The 19,103-nt window shown below is 65.9% G+C and carries 21 protein-coding genes and 1 pseudogene; 8 read left to right on the plus strand and 14 right to left on the minus strand.

The annotated features are described in order from the left end of the window. Positions 1 to 11: 11 nt before the first annotated feature. Positions 12 to 104, plus strand: a pseudogene (locus IE266_RS26820) (chemotaxis protein MotB); the annotation flags it as partial. 211 nt (positions 105 to 315) lie between these two features. On the opposite strand, the gene IE266_RS03010 reads toward IE266_RS26820, so the two are convergent. Both IE266_RS03010 and IE266_RS03015 read right to left on the minus strand, forming a co-directional pair. Further along, positions 316 to 675, minus strand: coding sequence for a flagellar biosynthesis protein FlgN (locus IE266_RS03010; RefSeq protein WP_189678547.1), 360 nt, complete (start codon positions 673 to 675; stop codon positions 316 to 318). After that, positions 672 to 938 carry a rod-binding protein gene (locus IE266_RS03015; protein ID WP_189678763.1) on the minus strand — a complete coding sequence of 89 codons (267 nt, stop codon included), beginning with the start codon at positions 936 to 938 and terminating at the stop codon, positions 672 to 674. Before IE266_RS03015 ends, IE266_RS03010 begins: the two co-directional genes overlap by 4 nt. A gap of 1,279 nt (positions 939 to 2,217) precedes the next feature. Here IE266_RS03015 and fliK point away from each other — a divergent pair. Together fliK and IE266_RS03025 are read left to right on the plus strand one after the other, a co-directional pair. Next, positions 2,218 to 2,688, plus strand: coding sequence for a flagellar hook-length control protein FliK (fliK, locus tag IE266_RS03020; protein WP_189678548.1), 471 nt, complete (start codon positions 2,218 to 2,220; stop codon positions 2,686 to 2,688). 4 nt (positions 2,689 to 2,692) lie between these two features. Then, positions 2,693 to 3,349: a flagellar hook capping FlgD N-terminal domain-containing protein gene (locus tag IE266_RS03025; protein ID WP_189678549.1), complete on the plus strand. Its 657-nt coding sequence runs from the start codon at positions 2,693 to 2,695 to the stop codon at positions 3,347 to 3,349. An 8-nt stretch (positions 3,350 to 3,357) separates the two neighbouring features. On the opposite strand, the gene IE266_RS03030 is transcribed toward IE266_RS03025, so the two are convergent. The 6 genes from IE266_RS03030 to IE266_RS03055 form a co-directional block, all read right to left on the minus strand. Next, complete coding sequence (locus IE266_RS03030; protein ID WP_189678550.1) at positions 3,358 to 4,731, minus strand: UDP-glucose dehydrogenase family protein; 1,374 nt, start codon at positions 4,729 to 4,731, stop codon at positions 3,358 to 3,360. 72 nt (positions 4,732 to 4,803) lie between these two features. Beyond that, positions 4,804 to 6,123, minus strand: coding sequence for an NAD(P)/FAD-dependent oxidoreductase (locus tag IE266_RS03035; RefSeq protein ID WP_189678551.1), 1,320 nt, complete (start codon positions 6,121 to 6,123; stop codon positions 4,804 to 4,806). Next, positions 6,120 to 6,938: an ABC transporter permease gene (locus IE266_RS03040; RefSeq protein WP_189678552.1), complete on the minus strand. Its 819-nt coding sequence runs from the start codon at positions 6,936 to 6,938 to the stop codon at positions 6,120 to 6,122. The genes IE266_RS03035 and IE266_RS03040 overlap by 4 nt, the downstream gene beginning before the upstream one ends. Beyond that, on the minus strand, positions 6,935 to 7,816 hold the full coding sequence (locus IE266_RS03045) for an ABC transporter permease subunit (protein ID WP_189678553.1): 882 nt from the start codon (positions 7,814 to 7,816) through the stop codon (positions 6,935 to 6,937). The genes IE266_RS03040 and IE266_RS03045 overlap by 4 nt, the downstream gene beginning before the upstream one ends. A gap of 12 nt (positions 7,817 to 7,828) precedes the next feature. Further along, a complete protein-coding gene (locus IE266_RS03050) occupies positions 7,829 to 8,956 on the minus strand; it encodes an ABC transporter ATP-binding protein (protein ID WP_189678554.1) in 1,128 nt (375 codons plus the stop codon). A 66-nt stretch (positions 8,957 to 9,022) separates the two neighbouring features. Continuing rightward, the gene (locus IE266_RS03055) at positions 9,023 to 10,108 is read right to left on the minus strand and encodes a polyamine ABC transporter substrate-binding protein (RefSeq protein ID WP_189678555.1); all 1,086 of its coding nucleotides are present in this window, start codon (positions 10,106 to 10,108) and stop codon (positions 9,023 to 9,025) included. Positions 10,109 to 10,248: 140 nt separating this feature from the next. On the opposite strand from IE266_RS03055, the gene IE266_RS03060 reads away from it, so the two are divergent. From IE266_RS03060 to IE266_RS03070, 3 genes are all read left to right on the plus strand, one after another. Beyond that, positions 10,249 to 10,935, plus strand: coding sequence for a GntR family transcriptional regulator (locus tag IE266_RS03060; RefSeq protein WP_189678556.1), 687 nt, complete (start codon positions 10,249 to 10,251; stop codon positions 10,933 to 10,935). A 65-nt stretch (positions 10,936 to 11,000) separates the two neighbouring features. Beyond that, complete coding sequence (locus IE266_RS03065; RefSeq protein ID WP_189678557.1) at positions 11,001 to 12,395, plus strand: aspartate aminotransferase family protein; 1,395 nt, start codon at positions 11,001 to 11,003, stop codon at positions 12,393 to 12,395. Between the two features lie 147 nt (positions 12,396 to 12,542). After that, positions 12,543 to 13,532, plus strand: coding sequence for a 2-dehydropantoate 2-reductase (locus tag IE266_RS03070; RefSeq protein ID WP_189678558.1), 990 nt, complete (start codon positions 12,543 to 12,545; stop codon positions 13,530 to 13,532). A gap of 69 nt (positions 13,533 to 13,601) precedes the next feature. Here IE266_RS03070 and IE266_RS03075 read toward each other — a convergent pair whose 3' ends face one another. Continuing rightward, positions 13,602 to 14,459 carry a DUF2189 domain-containing protein gene (locus IE266_RS03075; RefSeq protein WP_189678559.1) on the minus strand — a complete coding sequence of 286 codons (858 nt, stop codon included), beginning with the start codon at positions 14,457 to 14,459 and terminating at the stop codon, positions 13,602 to 13,604. A gap of 332 nt (positions 14,460 to 14,791) precedes the next feature. On the opposite strand from IE266_RS03075, the gene IE266_RS03080 reads away from it, so the two are divergent. Then, positions 14,792 to 15,475, plus strand: a complete 684-nt coding sequence (locus tag IE266_RS03080; protein ID WP_189678560.1) for a VPLPA-CTERM sorting domain-containing protein — start codon at positions 14,792 to 14,794, stop codon at positions 15,473 to 15,475. A gap of 70 nt (positions 15,476 to 15,545) precedes the next feature. On the opposite strand, the gene IE266_RS03085 is transcribed toward IE266_RS03080, so the two are convergent. After that, the gene (locus tag IE266_RS03085; protein ID WP_189678561.1) at positions 15,546 to 16,184 is read right to left on the minus strand and encodes a ribonuclease T2 family protein; all 639 of its coding nucleotides are present in this window, start codon (positions 16,182 to 16,184) and stop codon (positions 15,546 to 15,548) included. 131 nt (positions 16,185 to 16,315) lie between these two features. On the opposite strand from IE266_RS03085, the gene IE266_RS03090 reads away from it, so the two are divergent. Next, a complete protein-coding gene (locus IE266_RS03090; protein ID WP_189678562.1) occupies positions 16,316 to 17,101 on the plus strand; it encodes a DUF1013 domain-containing protein in 786 nt (261 codons plus the stop codon). An 84-nt stretch (positions 17,102 to 17,185) separates the two neighbouring features. On the opposite strand, the gene IE266_RS03095 is transcribed toward IE266_RS03090, so the two are convergent. The 4 genes from IE266_RS03095 to IE266_RS03110 form a co-directional block, all read right to left on the minus strand. Then, a complete protein-coding gene (locus IE266_RS03095) occupies positions 17,186 to 17,410 on the minus strand; it encodes a DUF2798 domain-containing protein (RefSeq protein WP_189678563.1) in 225 nt (74 codons plus the stop codon). 218 nt (positions 17,411 to 17,628) lie between these two features. Next, positions 17,629 to 18,222: a recombination mediator RecR gene (gene recR / locus IE266_RS03100; protein WP_189678564.1), complete on the minus strand. Its 594-nt coding sequence runs from the start codon at positions 18,220 to 18,222 to the stop codon at positions 17,629 to 17,631. 10 nt (positions 18,223 to 18,232) lie between these two features. After that, a complete protein-coding gene (locus tag IE266_RS03105; protein ID WP_189678565.1) occupies positions 18,233 to 18,586 on the minus strand; it encodes a YbaB/EbfC family nucleoid-associated protein in 354 nt (117 codons plus the stop codon). A gap of 28 nt (positions 18,587 to 18,614) precedes the next feature. Then, positions 18,615 to 19,007 carry a RidA family protein gene (locus tag IE266_RS03110; RefSeq protein ID WP_189678566.1) on the minus strand — a complete coding sequence of 131 codons (393 nt, stop codon included), beginning with the start codon at positions 19,005 to 19,007 and terminating at the stop codon, positions 18,615 to 18,617. Between the last annotated feature and the right edge of the window lie 96 nt (positions 19,008 to 19,103).

Genomic DNA, 19,103 nt, shown 5'->3' on the forward strand with positions numbered 1-19,103 from the left:
AAGGCAGCGCGATGGCATCCTCGAACCGGGTGGCACCGGTCATCATCAAGCGGAAGAAGGTCGTGGCCGGCGAAGGCCATCACGGCGGCGCCTGGAAGGTTGCCATACTACGTTCCTTCTCGACATTGGGCAGATTCGGCCCTGGTGTTTCCGCCCGTCAGGGCGAAGCGAAACGTCCTTCTGACCAATGCGATGGCCCCGCTTCGGGTATCGCGCCACCTGAGTCCCAGGTGCGGCGACAGACTGCCCCGTAACTGCCTAACAGACTGCTAATGCGCGCCCTCCAATTTCCGGCAATTTGCTTAAATTCGTGCCTCAGGCACGTCGCTCCACAGTGCCCGGGATGCCTGTCTGGTGACGATGCCTGCGGCCGGATTTGTCATAGGTTTCAAGGCCAAGCCGCACCCGCCTGAGATGTGCCATCCGGTCGGCGACGGCGCGGATCCCCTCCATCGCGCCAACCAACAACGACAGGTTGCGCCCCAGTTTCTCGCGAAGCGGGCCCAGCGGCGCGTGATCGGTGGCATCAAACCCGTTGATCCGGTCGATCAGCGCCTCCTTCAGGTCGAGAATTCGAGCAATCGTGTCGAGATCGCCGGCCAGAAGCGCCGCGCGTTCGCGTTCGAGCAACTGGTCGAGTTCGTCAATCACATCCTGGCTGGCTGCGGTCGTCATGATTCCGCCTCTGTCAGCGCCCGGAACAGCGTTTCGGCGAGGCCGATTCCCCCCGCGCGCGCGATCATGCGGGCCTGTTCGCCAACCAGGATCGACTGGAACTGCTCTTCTCCCGCGCCGCCGCCGAAACCGGCGGGCGCTTTGGCCAAGCCTCCGGATTTGAGCATTTCCGCAAGGAAAGTGGCCTCAAGCTCCACCGCTGCCGCGCGCAGCGCGGCATCGGAATGCGGGGGCGGCAGGGCGCCGTGACTCTCGGTTATCATGATTCCCTCGAATTGCTTGCATCCAGGAGAGTTTGACCGGTGCGAGTTAAAATAATCGTAACCCGTTCCGGCCAAGGATGGTTTCCACCGCGACAGAAGGCCGGACGAAATGCAGATACTTCCACTCCAGGCGCCCCTGGCCGTTTCGCCGCGAACGGGGGAGATTCCCGAAGATTGCGGCGCGACTACAGAGAGAGAGGCCGGCAGTTTTGACGGCTGCTATCGGTTGCTGGCTGATAATGGGGCTTCCCTGTCTCTCGAAGAGGCGGGCAATTCGGATTCGGACGAGCCCGAAACAAGTGTCAGTGAATGGCAGGAGCCTGCTGCGTGTGATGCGGGCGAGTCGGGCGCCATGCCTGGAGCCGCAGTTCCGTCTGAGATTCGGCTTGGGGCAGTCCGTCAAGTTGGTGCAGCGCTTGAAGTTGATTCGGAAATGACCTTGCCTGGACCGACTTTGCCTGCGCGACCTCATGCTGAAAGCGATGAGAGTGGGGTGAATGCAGGCGCGGGAAGGGCCGCGTTGCAGAGCGAGATCGTTGCAGTCCTGCCGGGACAGACAGGGACGGAGCAGATGGCGGAGCTCAATGACCGACAAAGGGACCGGGCGGACCGCATGCCCGACTTGGTCGGGTCCGTTGACGGTCAGGCAGAGAGGTTTGGCCGAGAGGGGCCGGCGCCGCCCAGGCTATTCTCGGGAGTGCCTGATCTCGCGGCTGCAGGGGTGCCTGAAACGCTTGCGCGGCCGGGTCTTGGGGCGATGCATCGGGGTGCGCGCATCTCAGCCGGGCACCTGAGCAATCATAGCTCCGCAGAGCCAATCGACCTGCCGCAAGCAGCAAGGCGTGACGTTCGGGAGGAACCTGGGGGCGCGCTATCTCGGCTGACATATTGGGCGGGTGTCGGGACCGGCGGGGATGCACAAGCTGTTGCCGGGGCTGCTGAGGAATACATCAATCCAACGACTCGAACGCACGGTCGGAGCGGGTCTCGAAACGACGGACGCGATATGGGGCCTGAAGTCGGGAAGATCCGGTTCACGGCCTGGCAGGTTGAGGAAGCAGGTCGGGGCTTCCTGTCGCGAAGCAATCACGCTGCGTTGGCCCCCCCGCGAGACATCGGCCCGGACTCCGGATCCGCTGCCACGCCCGCCGGGCAGGTCGGCGCCGCGCAAGGACTCTCGGGAGGCTTTCGGCTTGGGGGCGGATCCGTACCGCCCCCTGAGATCGCGCCTGCGGGTCGGCAGGAAACCGCGGTGACCCGAGGGGGCGGGGATGTTTCGATGCCGTTCACCGGTGGGCTGACCCTCGCGCTCCCAAGTGAGTCGGCACCAGTTGCCACGCATTCCGCTGCGCAGCCTGCGCATAGTTCCGCTCCGTCGGGATTTCCCGCAGCGCAGACCGTCGCCGCGCTCCTGCGCCAACCTGACGGCCAGATTGAACTGGCCGTCGACCCCGAGGAACTGGGTCCGGTGCGCATGACCCTGCGCGCGACCGAGGGGGCGATCAGCGTCGTCATCTCGGGCGACCGGGCAGAGACGCTGGACCTCATGCGGCGGCACATCGACGGGCTGGCACAGGAGTTCCGACGCCAGGGGTTCGACAGCATCGGCTTTGAATTCCGCCAATCCGGCAGCGGCGATCGGGGTGCTACCCCGCGACAAAGGATGATGCCCCATGAAATCGCCGAAATGGAAGAGCCGGCCCGGCCGACGACCCGTTTCGTGCGCGCCAGTCTCGACATCAGGATCTGACACCATGATCAACGCGGTATCTGCTGCCACACCTTCCTCCAGCACTTCGACGGCCAGCAAACCGGTCGGGCTGACCTCGGATTTCGAGACCTTCCTGCGGATGCTGACGGCGCAGGCGCGTTACCAGGATCCGCTGGAGCCGATCGATTCGACGGAATACGCGGCACAGCTTGCGCAGTTTTCGATGGTCGAACAGCAGGTGTTGACCAATGACAGGCTCGTGGAACTGATCGCGCAGTTCGGCGGGCAATCTCCCGCGGGCCTGGCCACCTGGGTCGGGATGGAGGCGCGCGCGGTCACGCCAATGCGCTTTGACGGCGCGCCGATTACCATTGCGCCAGAGCTGCCCGCCGGCACCAGCGGGGCCAACCTGGTCGTCCGCGATGCTTCGGGCGTGGCGGTGCAGCGGCTGCGCATTCCGCTGGAGGCCGAGACGGTCGAATGGGCCGGCGTCGACGATGCCGGCGCGCCGCTGCCCGGCGGCACCTATTCGTTCGAGATCGAAAGCCTGCGCAATGGCAAGGTCACCCAGACTGTGCAGGCGGCGGTCTATGCGCGTGTTACCGAGGCTCAGCTTCGGGACGGCGAAACCTTTCTGATCCTGGAGGGCGGTCAGGCGTTGCCCGCCAGCGCCGTGACCGCGCTGCGCGAGGCCAGCTGATGCGTTGCCTATTCGAAATCGGCCGGCTCTTCGGTGCCTTCCGGTGCCTGGTCCGCGTCCGCCTCGGCAATGTAGTCGGCGCGGCCGACCGAGGCATAACGCAGGAACCCGGCGCGGCGGGCATCGCGGGCGGAATAGATGTTGCGCAGGTCGGCAAGCGCCGGGAAGGTCATGCGGCGGGCCATGCGTTTGAGGTCGAGCGCGCGGAACTCGTTCCACTCGGTCAGGATCACGACCGCATCGGCATTTTGCGCCGCCTTGTAAGCATCATCGAACCAATGCACGCCAGGCAGCAGCTCGGCCGCCTCGCGGTGGCCCTGCGGATCGACCGCCCGCACCCGCGCGCCGGCCCCGATCAGCGCGGGGATCACCGTCAGCGACGGGGCCTCGCGCATGTCGTCGGTGTTCGGCTTGAAGGTCACACCCAGCACGGCGATGGTCTTGCCGGCAAGGCGCCCGTCGAGCATGTCGGTGATCTTCTCGACCATGCGCCGCCGCGTTTCGGCGTTCACCTTTATGACGGTCTCGGTGATTTGCATCGGCAGCCCGTGCTCCTGCCCGATCCGCGCCAGGGCCTGGGTGTCCTTCGGGAAGCAGGACCCGCCATAACCCGGCCCGGCATGCAGGAACTTGTTGCCGATCCGCCCGTCGAGGCCCATGCCCTTGCTGACCAGCTTCACATCCGCGCCGGTGCGTTCACACAGCGCGGCGATCTCGTTGATGAAGGTGATCTTGGTCGCCAGGAAGGCGTTTGCTGCGTATTTGATCATTTCGGCGCTTTCGAGATCCGTGGTCAGGATCGGGAAGTCGCGCAGGTAGAGCGGGCGATAGATCCCGGCCATGACCTCGGCTGCGCGCTCGTTCTGGACGCCGACGACGATGCGGTCGGGGCGCATGAAATCGTCGATGGCTGCGCCTTCACGCAGGAACTCTGGGTTCGAGGCGACGTCGAACTCGGCCTCCGGATTGGCCCGGGCGATGACCTGCTTGACCTGCCGGTTGGTGCCGACGGGCACGGTCGACTTGGTGACGATCACCGCATAGCCGGTGAGCGCGCGGGCGATTTCCTCGGCCGCGGCCATCACATAGGTGAGGTCGGCGTGGCCGTCGCCGCGACGGGTTGGCGTACCGACGGCGATGAAGATCGCGTCGGCGCCATCTACCGCGCCTGCGAGGTCATCGGTGAAGGTCAGCCGCCCGGCCTCGACGTTCTTGGCCATCAGCGCGTCAAGTCCAGGTTCGTAGATCGGCACCTCTCCGGCGCGCAGCATCTCGACCTTCCTCGGGTTCTTGTCGACGCAGATCACATCATGCCCGAAGTCCGAAAAGCAGACCCCGGACACCAGCCCGACATAGCCCGTACCAACCATTGCAATCTTCATGCGCCCAACCCCGGTTCAGCTGTTCCGAACCTTTCGGACGCGGGGCATCGCCTGTCAACCACGGCGTCGCGCTCAGAGGTCGGCCAGCGCGCGGGCGATGTAAAAGGGCGGCATAAGGAGGCGGCGGAACGGGCCGAGCGGAAAACGCGCGAGCGGGGTCTGCATCACGCGCGGCACCCGGTCTTCGCCACCGACCAGGGCGGCAAGCAGGCTGCCCGACCAGCTGCCCATGGCGACGCCGTTGCCGTGATAGGCCATGCCGGCGAACATGCCGGGCTGGCGGGGCACCGCGCCGACGAAGGGCACGCGGTTGCGCGCAAGGCAGACCATGCCGGACCAGGCAAAGGGCGCCTCGACATGGGCCCAGGCGGGGAACATTGCCTCGAAATCGCGGCGGTTGCGCGCGCGGGCCCGCGCCTCGGCGGCGGGCGAGGAGACCAGGCCGCCACGCATCCCGAAGAGAAAACGGCGGTCGGGCATCAGGCGGAAATAATGCAGCAGGCCGCGGGTGTCGTAGCTGGCCTGGTCGCTGGTCCAGCCGGCGGCGGCGAGTTCTGCGTCGCTCAGCGGCCGGGTCACCAGCACGTTGGACTGCGCCGGAACATAGCGCGCCGATAGCCAGCGCGGCAGGTCCTCGCTGGAATAGCCGTTGGTGGCGATGATGACCTGGCGCGCGCGCACGCGCCCCGAGGGAGTGTCGAGCGTGAATCCGTGCGGGCCCCGTTCGATAGCGGTAACCGGGGCTTGCGCGCAGATGCGCGCACCCTGCGCCCGCGCCGCGGCGGCCATGCCGAAGAGATACTTGCGCGGGTTCAGCCCGAAACCGACCGGAATGGTCAGCGCCCCGTGGAACGGCCCGCCAAGCCCGTGGGCCGCCAGGTCCTGCGCCTCGATCACCTCGGGTTCGCCTTCGCCGTCGCGGATCATCTGTTCGGCGCGGCGGCGCAGCTTTTCCATATCCTTCGGGCGATGTGCAAGCTGGGTCTCGCCGCGGGAATGGCGGTCGACGTCGAGGTTCAGCCGGTCGATCAGCGCCTCGGCGAACTGCACGGCGCCGGCCTCGGCCCGCCAGTATTCGGCGGCGGCCTCGGGACCGAAGGCGCGGGCCATCGCCGTGTCCTTCAGCATCGCCCCGCCAAGACAGCAGAAACCGCCGTTTCGGCCCGAGGCCCCCCAGCCCGGCGCTTCGGCCTCGAGCACGAGCGCGCCGATCCCGGCTTCGGCCAGGTGCAGCGCGGCCGAGACGCCGGTGAATCCGCCGCCAACGATAGCGACATCGGTGTCGGTGTCGCCATCGAGCCGGTCCCATTCGGGCGCGGCGATGGTCTGGTCCCACCAGCAGAGATCGCGCGGACCCGCGCTGTAGGCATACGGCCCGAAGATGCGTTTCATTGCGTGCGGGCCGCAGCCTGTTCGTCGCGGCGCTGGCGCACCATGTTCTGCTTGGTGATCAGCGAGGCGGTGATGACGCCGACGGTGACGATGCCGATCATGATGGTCGAGAGCGCGTTGATCTCGGGCGAGACGCCCAGGCGCACCGCCGAGAAGATCTTGATCGGCAGGGTCGTGGCCGAGGGGCCGGTGGTGAAGGAGGCGATCACGAGGTCGTCGAGCGAAAGGGTGAAGGCCAGCAGCCAGCCCGAGATCACCGCCGGCGCGATGATCGGCAGCGTCACCAGGCGGAAGGCCTCGGCGCGGGAACAGCCGAGATCGAGCGCCGCCTCTTCCAGCGACTGGTCGAAGGTGGCGAGACGCGAGGAGACCACGACCGAGACATAGCACATGGTAAAGGTGGTATGGGCCAGCACGATGGTGGTCACGCCGCGGTCGAGCCCGACGCCGATGAAGAGGAGGAGCAGCGAGAGGCCGGTGATCACTTCGGGCATTACCAAGGGCGCATAGATCATGCCGGAAAACAGCGTGCGGCCCGGAAAGCGCCCGGCGCGGACCAGGATATAGGCGGCCATGGTGCCGAGCACGGTGGCCATGGTCGAGGAGGCCACGGCGACCTTGAGCGTGGTCCAGGCCGCCGAGAGGAAGGCCTCGTTGCCCATCAGCTCGCCATACCACTTGGTCGAGAAGCCGGCCCAGACGGTGACCAGCTTGCTTTCGTTGAAGCTGTAGGTGACCAGGATGATCATCGGGATGTAGAGGAAGGCGAAGCCCAGGGTCAGCGAGACCGCGTTGAACCAGCTGAGACGGTTCATTGTTCGGCCTCCTGCTGCTTTTGCTGGTTGCGCTGGAACAGCACGATGGGCACCACCAGGATCAGCAGCAGCACCACGGCCACCGCCGAGGCCAGCGGCCAGTCGCGGTTGGAGCTGAATTCCTCCCAGAGCACCTTGCCGATCATCAGCGTGCCCGACCCGCCGAGCAGCGAGGGGATCACGAATTCGCCCAGGGCCGGGATGAAGACGAGGAAGCAGCCGGCGATGATGCCGTTGCGCGAGAGCGGCACGGTAACCAGCCAGAAGGCGGTCAGGCGCGAACAGCCGAGGTCCTCGGCCGCCTCGATCAGCGAGGTGTCCATGCGGTCGAGCGCGGAATAGATCGGCAGCACCATGAAGGGTAGGTAGGCGTAGATGATGCCGATGTAGACGGCGTAATTGGTGTTCAGGATGGTGAGCGGTTCCGAGATCACCCCGGTCCACATCAGGAACTGGTTCAGCAGACCCTCGCGGCTGAGAATGCCCATCCAGGCGTAAATGCGGATCAGGAACGAGGTCCAGAACGGCAGGATGATCAGCATCATCAGCGTGGCGCGCCATTCCTCGGGGGCGCGGGCCATGCCATAGGCGATGGGGTAGCCGATCAGCAGCGTCAGGAATGTGGAGATCACCGCGATGACCAGGCTGCCGACGTAGGACTTCCAATAGAGCGAGTCGGTGGTGAGGAAGACGAAGTTCTCGAAGTCGAGATCGCGCAGAAAGGTGCCGATGCCGGTCTCCCAGCTGAACTGCGGCACGTAGGGCGGGATCGAGACCGCAACGTCCGAGAGCGAGATTTTCACCACGATGAAGAAGGGCACCAGGAACAGCGCCAGCAGCCAGCCGAAGGGGATGGCGATCAGCAGGAACCTACGCATCGGCGGCGCCTTTCATCGGGCCAGCAGAACGCCGGCGGTGGCGGTCCAGGACAGCCAGACCGGGTCTTCCCAGGTGAAGGAACGGCGGGCGATGCGGCGGGTGTTGGCCGACTGCGCCTTGATGATCGTGCCGTTCGAGAGCTGGACGTGATAGGTCGAGATATTGCCGAGATAGGCGATGTCGTGGATCTTGCCCTGCACCGCGTTGTCGGCGCCCTCGGGGCGTTCGGCGGTGATCATCACCTTTTCCGGGCGGATCGCCAGGTAGCAGGTCTGGCCCGGATCGAAGGGCTGGGTGGCGGTGCAGACCAGCGGCGGCTGGCCCTCGGCCCAGTCGATGCGGACCTGGTTTTCTTCGAGCGGGGCGGCCTTGCCCTCGACGATGTTCACGTCGCCGATGAAATCGGCCACGTAGACCGAGTTCGGCGTCTCGTAGATGCGGTCGGGCGTGGCGACCTGGATGATCTGCCCCTCGTCCATCACGGCGACGCGGCTGGCGACGGTCATCGCCTCTTCCTGGTCGTGGGTCACGATCACGAAGGTGGTGCCGGTCTTTTCCTGGATGTCCATCAGCTCGAACTGGGTGGCCTCGCGCAGCTTCTTGTCGAGCGCGCCGAGCGGTTCGTCGAGCAGCAGCAGCTTGGGCGCCTTGGCAAGCGAGCGTGCCAGCGCGACCCGCTGGCGCTGGCCACCAGAGATCTGGTGCGGCTTGCGCTTGGCGAAGCGTTCCAGCCGGGTCAGCTTGAGCATCTGCTCGACCCGCGCGTTCAGCTTGTCCTTCTCCATCCCTTCGCGCTTGAGGCCGAAGGCGATGTTTTCCCAGACGGTGAGATGCGGGAACAGCGCGTAGGACTGGAACATCATGTTCACTGCGCGCTTGTTCGGCGGCACCGGGACGATGTTCTGCCCGCCAAGCTCGATCTTGCCCGAGGTCGGGGCCTCGAACCCGGCCAGCAGGCGCATCATCGTGGTCTTGCCGCAGCCCGAGGGGCCGAGGAGGGCAAAGAATTCGCGTTCGAAGATATCCAGCGTGAGATTGTCGATGGCGACGAAATCGCCAAATTTCTTGGTGACGTTCTCGAACCGGATCAGCGGCTTTTCGTCAGGGTTATCCCAGGGGGCAAAGACTTTGACGGCCAAAACGGACCCTTTCGGCAATAGGCGCAATCGGGCGGGCCCATTTGGACCCGCCCGCCATTGATCGGGTCAGGTGCCCGATTTGACCTTGGTCCAAAGACGGGTGGCGACCCGCTGAACCTTCGCGTCCCAGGGCGAGACGGTGTAGAGGTTCTTGACGGTCTCTTCCGAGGGGTAGATCGCCGGATCGCCGATCACGTCCTCGGCCAGGAACTCTTGCGAGGCCTTGTTGCCGTTGGCGTAGTAGACGTAGTTCGATGCCGCCGCCATGTTCTGGGCGTCCATGATGAAGTTCAGGAACTTGTGGGCGCCATCCGGGTTCGGCGCGTCGGCCGGGATCGCCATCATGTCGAACCACATCAGCGCGCCTTCCTTCGGCGCGTTGTAGGCGATCTCGACGCCGTTGTCGGCCTCGGCCGCGCGGTCGCGGGCCTGGAGCACGTCACCCGACCAGCCGAAGGCCACGCAGATGTCGCCATTGGCCAGCGCGTTGATGTATTCCGACGAGTGGAACTTCTGCACGTAGGGGCGCACCGCCATCAGCACGGCCTCGGCCTTGGCGATGGTCTCGGCGTCCTGGGCATCGGGGTTCTCGCCGATGTATTTCAGCGCGGCGGGGATCATCTCGGTCGGTGCGTCGAGGAAGTGAACGCCGCAGGAGGCCAGCTTTTCCATGTTGGCCGGATCGAAGACCAGCGCGAGGCTGTCGATCGGAGCGTTCTCGCCCAGCACCTCGGCGACCTTCTTGGTGTTCACGCCAAGGCCGGTGGTACCCCACATGTAGTTGACCGAATATTCGTTGCCCGGATCATACTGCGCGGTGCGCTCCATGATCACGTCCCACATGTTCGACAGGTTCGGCAGCTTCGACTTGTCGAGCTTCTGGAAGGCCCCTGCCTGGATCTGGCGCTGGAGGAAAGTGCCGGTCGGCACCACCACGTCATAGCCCGACCCGCCGGCCAGCATCTTGGTTTCCAGAACCTCGTTGCTGTCGAACACGTCGTAGACGAGGTCGATCCCGGTCTCTTCCTGGAACTTCGTCAGAAGCTCTTCGTCGATATAGTCCGACCAGTTGTAGACGCGGACTTCCTCGGCCATGGCCAGGGTGCCGCCGAGGGCAAGTGCCGCGGCAAGCGTCAGAGTGTGTCTGTGCATCGGTTTCTCCCCTGCACGCGCCGGTTTGCCCCGGCAGCTTAAAGATTTGATCAAGTTTTGCCCTCGCGGACAACGTCGTGTATGTTTCCATGGGTCGGAGTGCGGCGCAAGGGACGTTGTTCCTGCTGGGAGACGTGTGAATGAGCTTGGTGAAAATTTCGGCATCTTCGCGGGTGTCCTCGGCCGGGCCGCTGCCGGTTCACGAGCAGGTCTACCAGGACCTGCGCGCGCGCATCCTGCATGGCGAGATGGCGCCGGGCCAGGCGGTGACGATCAAGGGGCTGACCGAGGCGCTGGGCGCCGGCATCACGCCGGTGCGCGAGGCGATCCGGCGGTTGATCTCGGACGGGGCGCTGGTGTTCCAGGACAATCGCCGCGTCAGCGTGCCGACGCTGACGCAGGACGACCTGGATCAGCTGGTTTTTGTCAGGAAATCAGTGGAGTGCGAGCTGGCGCGGCGGGCGACCGCGCGGGTCACTCCGGGCATTGTCGAGGCGCTGGAAGCGATCGACGCGGCGCTGGACGAGGCAATTACCCTGGGTGACGTGACTGCCTACCTCACGCTGAACCACCAGTTCCACGAAACCCTCTATGCCCAGGCCGGCGCGCCCATCCTGGCAGAGTTGGCCAGCCGTCTCTGGCTGCGCTTCGGCCCGTCGCTCCGGGTCGTCTGCGGCCGCTTTGGCACCGAGAACCTGCCCGACCGGCACAAGGACCTGCTGGCGGCATTGCAGCGGCGCGATGCGGCCGGGGTGGCGCTTGCGATGGCCCAGGACATCGAGCAGGGCATGGAGCAGATGGCCGCAGTACTCGAGCGCTCGGGCTGATTCGATTGACAGTGCAAAATATGATCATATTGTGAGCGCATCCCCCGATCAGAGGAGTTTGCGCCATGACCACGATCACCAATCACCTGCCCACGGCCGAGCTCCAGAGGCTGGACGCGGCGCATCACATGCATCCTTTCACGACGGGTGACGCGCTGAACAAGAAGGGCGCGCGGGTCATCACCAAGGCCAGGGGCGTGTTCCTGACCGACAGCGAGGGGATCGAGATCCTTGACGGTATGGCAGGGCTGTGGTGCGTGAACATCGGCTATGGGCGCGAGGAGATGGCCGAGGCGGCGGCGCGGCAGATCCGCGAGCTGACCTATTACAATACCTTCTTCCAGACCACCCACGTGCCGGCCATCGCGCTGGCGGCGAAGCTGGCCGAACTGGCGCCGGGCGACCTGAACCACGTCTTCTTCGCGGGCTCGGGCTCCGAGGCGAATGACACCAACCTGCGTATGGTGCGCACCTACTGGGCGCAGAAGGGCCAGCCCGAGCGGAACATCGTGATCGCGCGGAAGAACGGCTATCATGGCTCGACCATGGGCGGGGGAAGCCTGGGGGGCATGGCGCCGATCCACAGCCAGGGCGGGCTGCCGATCCCGAACATCCACCACATCGGCCAGCCGCACTGGTATGCCGAGGGTGGCGACATGAGCCCCGAGGAATTCGGGCTGCAGCGCGCGCAGGAGCTGGAGGCGGCGATCCTCGAATTCGGGCCCGAGCGGGTCGCGGCCTTCATCGGCGAGGCGGTGCAGGGCGCGGGCGGGGTCATCATCCCGCCGTCGACCTACTGGCCCGAGATCCAGCGGATCTGTAAGAAATACGACATCCTGCTGATCGTCGACGAGGTGATCACCGGGTTTGGCCGGACCGGCAACTGGTTCGCCTGCGAGACCTTCGGGATCGAGCCGGACATCATCACCGTCGCCAAGGGGCTGTCGTCGGGCTATCAGCCGATCGGCGGGTCGATTGTCGGTGACAAGGTGGCCGCGGTGATCAACGCCTGCGAGTTCAACCACGGCTATACCTATTCCGGGCATCCGGTGGCGGCGGCGGTGGCGCTGGAGAACCTGCGCATCCTGGAGGAGGAGAAGGTGCTCGACCACGTCCGCGAGGTGGCGGCGCCCTATCTGAAGGCGAAGTGGGAGGCGCTGGCCGATCACCCGCTGGTGGGCGAGGCGAAGATCTGCGGCATGATGGGGTCGATCGCGCTGACGCCGGACAAGGCCAGCCGCGCCAAGTTCGCCTCGGAAGAGGGCACGGTCGGGCTGATCTGCCGCGAGCGGTGCTTTGCGAATTCGCTGGTGATGCGGCACGTGGGCGACCGGATGATCATCTCGCCGCCGCTGGTGATCACCCCGGCCGAGATCGATATCCTGATCGAGCGGGCCACCAAGTCGTTGGATGAATGCCTGGCGGCGGTCAAGGAACGCGGGCTTTACAAGGCCGCCTGAGGGGTGTCCCAGCTAGGACGGGGGGTCAAGGTGTTGATTTCCCTTCCAATTCGCCGAGTGACCTTTCCGGGGCGCCGTGACGCGGAAACCGCGGACAGCTGAGCGCCACCCGTGCTAGCCTGTGCCAGGGGCTGGTGCGGGGGCGGTATGACCTACAGCATTGCGATACTGGGGGCCGGGGCCATCGGCTGTTACATCGGCGCGCAATGGGCCGCGCCGGTGGCGGCGCGGGGCGGAACGCTTACCCTGATCGGGCGCGAGCGGGTGCTGGCGCCGCTGCGCGCGCAGCCTTTGCGGGCCGAAGGCGTCACAGCCGGGCCGATGGCGCTGACCGAGGATCCGGGTGCGCTGGCGCGGGCCGATCTGATCGCGGTTTCGGTCAAGGCCCAGGCGCTCGACACGGTGATGGAGCAGATCGCGCGACATGCGCGGCCCGGCGTGCCGGTGCTGTCGCTGCTGAACGGGATCGAGCCGGTGCGCCGCCTGCGCGCGGGGCTTGCCGACCGCCCGGTGCTGGCGGGCATGGTGCCCTTCAACGTGGTCTGGACCGGCCCGAGCGAGTTGCATCGCAGCGGGCCGGGCGAGGTGGCGGCCGAGCGGCATCCGCTTACCACCTGGCTGACCGAGGCCGGCGCGCCGCTGGAGTTGCATGACGACCTTGGCCCGATCCAGCACGGCAAGCTGCTGTTGAACCTGGTCGGGGCGGTCAATGCCCTGAGCGGGCTGTCGCTCTACGAGATGTTGCAGCGGCGGGGCTATCGCCGGGTCTATGCCGCCGCGGTGGCCGAAGCGCTGGCTGTCTATCGCGCCGCCGGGATCGCCTTTGAAAAGGTCGGGCCGACCTCGCCCCGGCTGGCGGTGTCGGTCCTGCGCGCGCCCGACTGGCTGTTCCGGCAGCTGGTGCTGAAGCGCCAGAACCTCGACCCGAAGTCGATGACCTCTCTGGCTTCGGACCTGGCGGCCGGGCGGCAGACCGAGGTGGACACGATCAATGGCGAGATCTGCCGGATCGGTGCGGCCTGTGGCCACCCGACGCCGGTGAACGCGGCGCTGGTGCGGCTGGTGCATGGGGCGGAGGGACAGGCGGAAGCGCCGGCCTATACGGCCGACGCGCTGCTGCACGAGATCGCGGGCTGACCTGCGACCACTGTCCAGCGGGCCTGGGGGCAAAGGTCGTCCGCTGGACAGGCTTCCGGCGCGGGTCGGTCAGACCACGGCGCGCCGGTAGAGGTGCCAGGTGGCATGGCCCAGCCAGGGCAGCACGATCACCAGGCCGAGGAAGAAGGGCACAGAGCCGACCACCAGCGCGGCGGCAACGATTGCGCCCCAGGTCAGCACCACGCGGGGGCTGTGGCGCAGCACGCGGACCGAGGTCACAACCGCCATCGGCACGCCGACGTGGCGGTCGATCAGCAGCGGGAAGGAGACCACGCTGATCGCCAGAGCCACCAGGGCGAAGACAAAGCCGACCGCGATGCCGACCACGATCATGGTCCAGCCGTCGGCGGTGGCGAAGACCTGCCGCGCAAAATCGACCATCGAGGCCGGGATCGTGTCACCCAGCGTCATGGCATGGATCAGCCGGGCGGTGAGCATCCAGGCGAGGAAGAGCCCGGCGAGGTAGAGACCGAGCACCACCACCGCCCCGAAGGAGGGCGATTGCACCACGGCCAGGGCCTGGCGCCAGTCGGCGGGCTGGCCGGCCTCGCGGCGGCGGCTGATCTCGTAGAGGCCCACGGCCGCGACCGGGCCGAGCAGGGCGAAACCGGCGGCGAGCGGGAAGAGCAGGTGCAGCAGGGCCAGGTGCAGGCCCACCGCGAAGAGCGCGATGCCGATGGCGGGATAGACCAGGATCGCGACCATTGCGTCGGTGCGGCTGGCCAGGACGTCCTGCCAGCCGGCGCGCAGCGCCGCGCGCAGATCGGCGTCGGTCAGGGCGCGCACGCCCGGCGCGCGGACGTTGGTCTCGCCGCCCATCTCGGCGGTCGTGGCGGCGATGTGATGGCCGGTCGACGCGAGGTGCCGCGCTGTCCAGCTGAGCGGATTGCCGATGGTCTTTGCCATGAAATTACCCTCCAGTGGCACGTGCTGCCGCGCAGCCCTGGCGATCGGGGGTGTTGTTGCTACCGGACCGTCGGCCCTGCGCCTCTTGTTATCATAGCACAAATATCGCCGGTGCGCTGTAACCTTCCTGCGATGGGTTCGAGAGCCGTGACCAGGTCAAACGTGCCAACTTTCGCATGAGTTGTGTGGTTTTGCGGACACTCGCACAAGGCGAGAACGAATTGTTTCTAATTTGGCTATTGTGAATTGTGGCGGAACCGTGGCATCTCTCGCGCGTTAGAAAGAGTGTTCAATCTGAACACGTGAAACACTTTTAGTAACGAGTGAGGAAAATGAAGAAAATTCTTTCGACGCTCGCCGTCGCAGCCGTTTTCGGCGCGTCCGCAGCTTCCGCCGCAACCTTCACTGTCACTCGCCAGGATCAGTTGTTCGGTGGCAACCTGCTGCGTAACGTTGAGATCAATTACAACGGCACGAACAAGGCGGTTTCCGCTGGCATGTTCCACCTCAAGAGCGACGACATGGGCGATTTCGTCGCTTTCTGCGTCGATCTCGCGCAGACGCTTGGCAAGCCGTCGCAGGTGGTCGAGAAAGCCGTTCTGTTCAGCGATACTGTGCGCACCAACGTCGACAAGCTGTTCTCGAGCGTCATTGGCACCAGCACGATGGCCAGCGTGATCAACGATGGCGTCCTTGCCGCCGGTTTCCAACTGGCCCTCTGGGAAATCATCTATGACAGCGAAGGCGGTTTCGACCTGAACAATGGCACGTTCAAGCGCGGCAACACCAGCAACGTCCAAGCCTGGAACCAGGCGCAGGCCTACCTGAACGGTCTGGGCGACAAGACCGGCCTGCAGGACATCACCTACCTGTTCAGCGAAGCGAACCAGGACCTCGTGACCGGCACGCCGGTCGACAATAACGAGCCGGCTCCGGTTCCGGTTCCGGCCTCGGGTCTGCTGATCCTCGCCGGCCTTGGCGGCCTGGCCGCACTGCGCCGCCGCAAGGCCGTCTGAGCCTCGGGCCAGAGCAGGGTATGAACAGCCCCGCCGGTTTTTCCGGCGGGGTTTTTCTTTGCGTCGGGGACTAGTCGATCGGTTGGAAGCGGGCGTCGGGCAGGGTGCAGTCGCGCACCACGTCGGCACCGCAGGGGACCGGGTTCAGCGCCTTGGAGAGGCAGAGCCGGGCCTCTTCGATGTAGCCGTTCTTGCAGGTGATGGTCAGCATGTCTGGCCGCCAGGCGGGATTGGCCTTCAGGAAGGCCGCCTCGACGACCCTGGCGGGCAGGCGGATCGGCTTGTCGAGCGCGGCGAATGCGGGGGGCAGGCGCACGCTTTCGAAGGCCTCGCGCGAGAGGGCGTAATAGGCGGCGGCGTCGAGGCCGGAACAGGCGCCGTGCTTCTTCCACTGGTGCCAGGCGAGGCCGCCGGTGCCCATCACGTCGGCCATGGCGGCGGTCATCGCGCGCGAGGGGGCGCGTTCGGGCGTGCGGCAGTACGAGGGATAGCCGCGCGCGTATTGCGGCCAGAGCCCGTGCAGCACCCAGCCAAAGCGGCGGCCGGTCTCGCATTGAGGCGAGTTCTGCGCCCGGCCGGTCTGCGCGCACCAGTTGGGCGACCAGCTCATCGAGAGCACGTAGTAGTCGAAGCTGCCCGTCTTCTCGCCGTCGGCCAGGGCCGGCAGGGCGGGGAGGGCGGCCAGCAGGGCGATCAGCAACCAGCGCATTCGCTCTTTCCTTAAGCAACCGTTCAGACTATATAGCGGCCAAGTTCCCCTACAACGGAAACCCGCCCCGGATACCGGTGGCCGCCTGGGAAACCAGGCATCGGGGAAGATTTGTGTCAAGGAGACTAGCAATGGCAAAACCTTTGATGGCCAAGGCGACCGCCGTCTGGCTGGTGGACAACACGACGATCAGCTTCAAGCAGATCGCCGATTTCGTCGGTCTGCACGAGCTCGAGGTTCAGGGAATCGCCGATGGTGACGTGGCCGCTGGGGTGAAGGGATTCGATCCCGTTGCCAACAACCAGCTGACCCAGGCCGAGATCGACGCGGCCGAGAAGAGCCCGCTGCACAAGCTCAAGCTCAAGTTCAACCCGGCCGCCGTGGGCGAGGAAAAGCGCCGTGGTCCGCGCTATACCCCGCTGTCCAAGCGGCAGGACCGTCCGGCCTCGATCCTGTGGCTGGTCAAGTTCCACCCCGAGCTGAGCGATGGCCAGATCTCCAAGCTGGTCGGTACCACCAAGCCGACGATCCAGGCGATCCGCGAGCGGAGCCACTGGAACATCGCCAATATCCAGCCGATCGACCCGGTTGCGCTGGGCCTGTGCCGCCAGTCGGAACTGGACGCCGCCGTGCAGAAGGCCGCCGCCAAGCGCGCTGCCGAGGGTGCGGTTATGACCGACGACGAGCGCCGCCGCCTGGTGAGCACCGAGCAGTCGCTGGGCATGTCGCCCGAGCCGCGCATCCCGACCGCGATCGAGGGTCTGGAGACCTTCACCCTCTCGGGCAACCGCGATGACGAGGACGAGGACGAAAAGCCCTCGGCCCGCGATTTCGCCGACGCCGACAGCTTCTTCAACCTGCCGGATTCGAACGACGACGAGGACGAGGACGACGACAGCGACGATCCGCGCCGCTGATCGTCTTGGCGCGCGGGCGACCGCGCGCGGCATGATCCCAGATCCGAGGCCCCTGCACCGCAGGGGCCTTTTCTTTTGCGCAGCTCAGACCCGGCCACGGCCCAGGCGCGTGGCGAGGAAGAAGGCCAGCGGCGTGGTGAACTGGGTGAAGACGAAGGCGATGGGCCAGGCGATGATGACCTGGCGCGGCCAGCCGTGCAGCCATTCGGCGGTTGGCCCCAGGGCGATCAGGGACATCACCCCCGACATCAGGGTGGCCATCATGAAGGTGATGAAGAGTTGTGCGATGATGATTGTCTTGCGGTCCATTGTCAGCCGTCCAAATGGGGGTCGGGCGGGGCGAAAGGACGTCCCCGGCACCGACCGTTTCTAGGTCGATGCCGCGGGTTCGCAAAAGCGACTGGATCTCTGGCAGGCAGAGGGCCGGAATAACCAGACCGGCCTCGAAATCTTTTCGGCCTGCGGGGCATAGCGGCTTGCCGGGCGCGGTGCAAAGGAAACCTCGCGCCTCTGCCGCAGCGTAACGCCTAGAGTTCCTTGCGGGCGCGCAGGGCGGCGCTGATGGTGCCGTCGTCGAGATAGTCGAGCTCGCCGCCGATGGGCACGCCCTGGGCCAGCGAGGTGATCCTGACCCGGCCTTCCAGTTGGTCGGCGATGTAATGGGTGGTGGTCTGGCCGTCGACGGTGGCGTTCAGCGCGAGGATCACCTCGGTGATGCCCTCGGCATGGACCCGGTCGAGCAGCTTGGGGATGCGCAGTTCCTCGGGACCCACCGCGTCGAGCGCCGAGAGCGTGCCTCCGAGCACGTGGTAGCGGCCCCGGAACACGCCCGAGCGTTCCATCGCCCAGAGGTCGGCGACATCCTCGACCACGCAGAGTTCGCCGGTGGCGCGCTTTTCCGAGCTGCAGATGTCGCAGATGTCGGCGGTGCCGACATTGCCGCAGTTGAGGCATTCGCGGGCGGTATCGGCCACCAGCTGCATCTGCCGCGCCAGCGGCGCCAGCAGAAGGCCGCGCTTGCGGATCAGGTGCAGCACCGCACGACGCGCCGAGCGCGGCCCGAGGCCCGGCAGGCGGGCCATCAGGTCGATCAGCGCGTCGATGTCGCGGGTGCTGCTCAAGGGGACTCCGTCAGAACGGCAGTTTCATGCCCTTGGGCAGGCCGAGGCCCTCGGTCAGGCGGCCCATCTCTTCCTGCGCCAACTCGGAGGCCTTTTGCTGGGCGTCCTTGATCGCGGCGAGGATCAGGTCCTCGACCACTTCCTTCTCGTCGGGGTTGAAGATCGAGGGATCGATGTCCAGCGACTTCAGCTCACCCTTGCAGGTGCAGACGGCCTTGACCAGCCCGGCGCCGGATTCACCCGTCACCGTGCGGTTTTCCAGGTCTTCCTGCAGCTGGGCCATCTTGCCCTGCACTTCCTGTGCGGCCTTCATCATCTTGGCCATGTCGCCGAGCCCGCCGAGCCCGCCCAGTCCTTTCAGCATCGCTGTCTCCTTCGCGTTTGTCGCCCGTTTACACCTTCGGAAGGCGGGCCACCACCTTCACCTCGATATAGTTGCCGGGGATGATGAATCCCATGACCTCGATGGCCGTCCAGGCGGGAAATGGGGCGCTGACCCGCTCGCCCCAGACCTTGCGGAAGGTGTCGAGATGATCCCTCAGGCCGACGTGATAGGTCGTGACGTCGACCATGTCGGCCAGGGTCAGGCCGCCCTCCGCCAGGATCGCCGCAATATAGTCGAAGGCGGTGTTGAACTGTTCTTCGGGGTCTTCGGACAGGGTGCCGTCGAGCCGCTGCCCGGTGATGCCGGTGAGGAAGACATGGTCGCCCGAGACCAGTCCCATCGAGAACTTCCACTCGCGCGAGACGGTCTCGAAGCCGGTAGGGGTGAGGGCATGGGTCATGGGATCTGTCCGCCTTCGTGCTCAAGAATTCCCGGCCCGAACAGCGCCAAGGGCGCCGGGCCAGCGGTGGCCCGTCCCATCGGGCTGCCGCTTTGT

Source organism: Seohaeicola zhoushanensis, from assembly GCF_014656415.1.
Classification (GTDB): Bacteria; Pseudomonadota; Alphaproteobacteria; order Rhodobacterales; family Rhodobacteraceae; genus Seohaeicola_A; species Seohaeicola_A zhoushanensis.

Bases quoted from the DNA above. Each gene is read 5' to 3' on its own strand.
- IE266_RS03015 (WP_189678763.1), bottom strand. From the start codon at position 938: ATGATAACCGAGAGTCACGGCGCCCTGCCGCCCCCGCATTCCGATGCC.
- IE266_RS03045 (WP_189678553.1), bottom strand. From the start codon at position 7,816: ATGCGTAGGTTCCTGCTGATCGCCATCCCCTTCGGCTGGCTGCTGGCG.
- IE266_RS03010 (WP_189678547.1), bottom strand. From the start codon at position 675: ATGACGACCGCAGCCAGCCAGGATGTGATTGACGAACTCGACCAGTTG.
- IE266_RS03080 (WP_189678560.1), top strand. From the start codon at position 14,792: ATGAAGAAAATTCTTTCGACGCTCGCCGTCGCAGCCGTTTTCGGCGCG.
- IE266_RS03075 (WP_189678559.1), bottom strand. From the start codon at position 14,459: ATGGCAAAGACCATCGGCAATCCGCTCAGCTGGACAGCGCGGCACCTC.
- IE266_RS03060 (WP_189678556.1), top strand. From the start codon at position 10,249: ATGAGCTTGGTGAAAATTTCGGCATCTTCGCGGGTGTCCTCGGCCGGG.
- IE266_RS03095 (WP_189678563.1), bottom strand. From the start codon at position 17,410: ATGGACCGCAAGACAATCATCATCGCACAACTCTTCATCACCTTCATG.
- IE266_RS03025 (WP_189678549.1), top strand. From the start codon at position 2,693: ATGATCAACGCGGTATCTGCTGCCACACCTTCCTCCAGCACTTCGACG.
- IE266_RS03055 (WP_189678555.1), bottom strand. From the start codon at position 10,108: ATGCACAGACACACTCTGACGCTTGCCGCGGCACTTGCCCTCGGCGGC.
- IE266_RS03040 (WP_189678552.1), bottom strand. From the start codon at position 6,938: ATGAACCGTCTCAGCTGGTTCAACGCGGTCTCGCTGACCCTGGGCTTC.
- fliK (WP_189678548.1), top strand. From the start codon at position 2,218: ATGCCGTTCACCGGTGGGCTGACCCTCGCGCTCCCAAGTGAGTCGGCA.
- IE266_RS03065 (WP_189678557.1), top strand. From the start codon at position 11,001: ATGACCACGATCACCAATCACCTGCCCACGGCCGAGCTCCAGAGGCTG.
- IE266_RS03090 (WP_189678562.1), top strand. From the start codon at position 16,316: ATGGCAAAACCTTTGATGGCCAAGGCGACCGCCGTCTGGCTGGTGGAC.
- IE266_RS03070 (WP_189678558.1), top strand. From the start codon at position 12,543: ATGACCTACAGCATTGCGATACTGGGGGCCGGGGCCATCGGCTGTTAC.
- IE266_RS03035 (WP_189678551.1), bottom strand. From the start codon at position 6,123: ATGAAACGCATCTTCGGGCCGTATGCCTACAGCGCGGGTCCGCGCGAT.
- IE266_RS03085 (WP_189678561.1), bottom strand. From the start codon at position 16,184: ATGCGCTGGTTGCTGATCGCCCTGCTGGCCGCCCTCCCCGCCCTGCCG.
- IE266_RS03030 (WP_189678550.1), bottom strand. From the start codon at position 4,731: ATGAAGATTGCAATGGTTGGTACGGGCTATGTCGGGCTGGTGTCCGGG.
- IE266_RS03110 (WP_189678566.1), bottom strand. From the start codon at position 19,007: ATGACCCATGCCCTCACCCCTACCGGCTTCGAGACCGTCTCGCGCGAG.
- IE266_RS03105 (WP_189678565.1), bottom strand. From the start codon at position 18,586: ATGCTGAAAGGACTGGGCGGGCTCGGCGGGCTCGGCGACATGGCCAAG.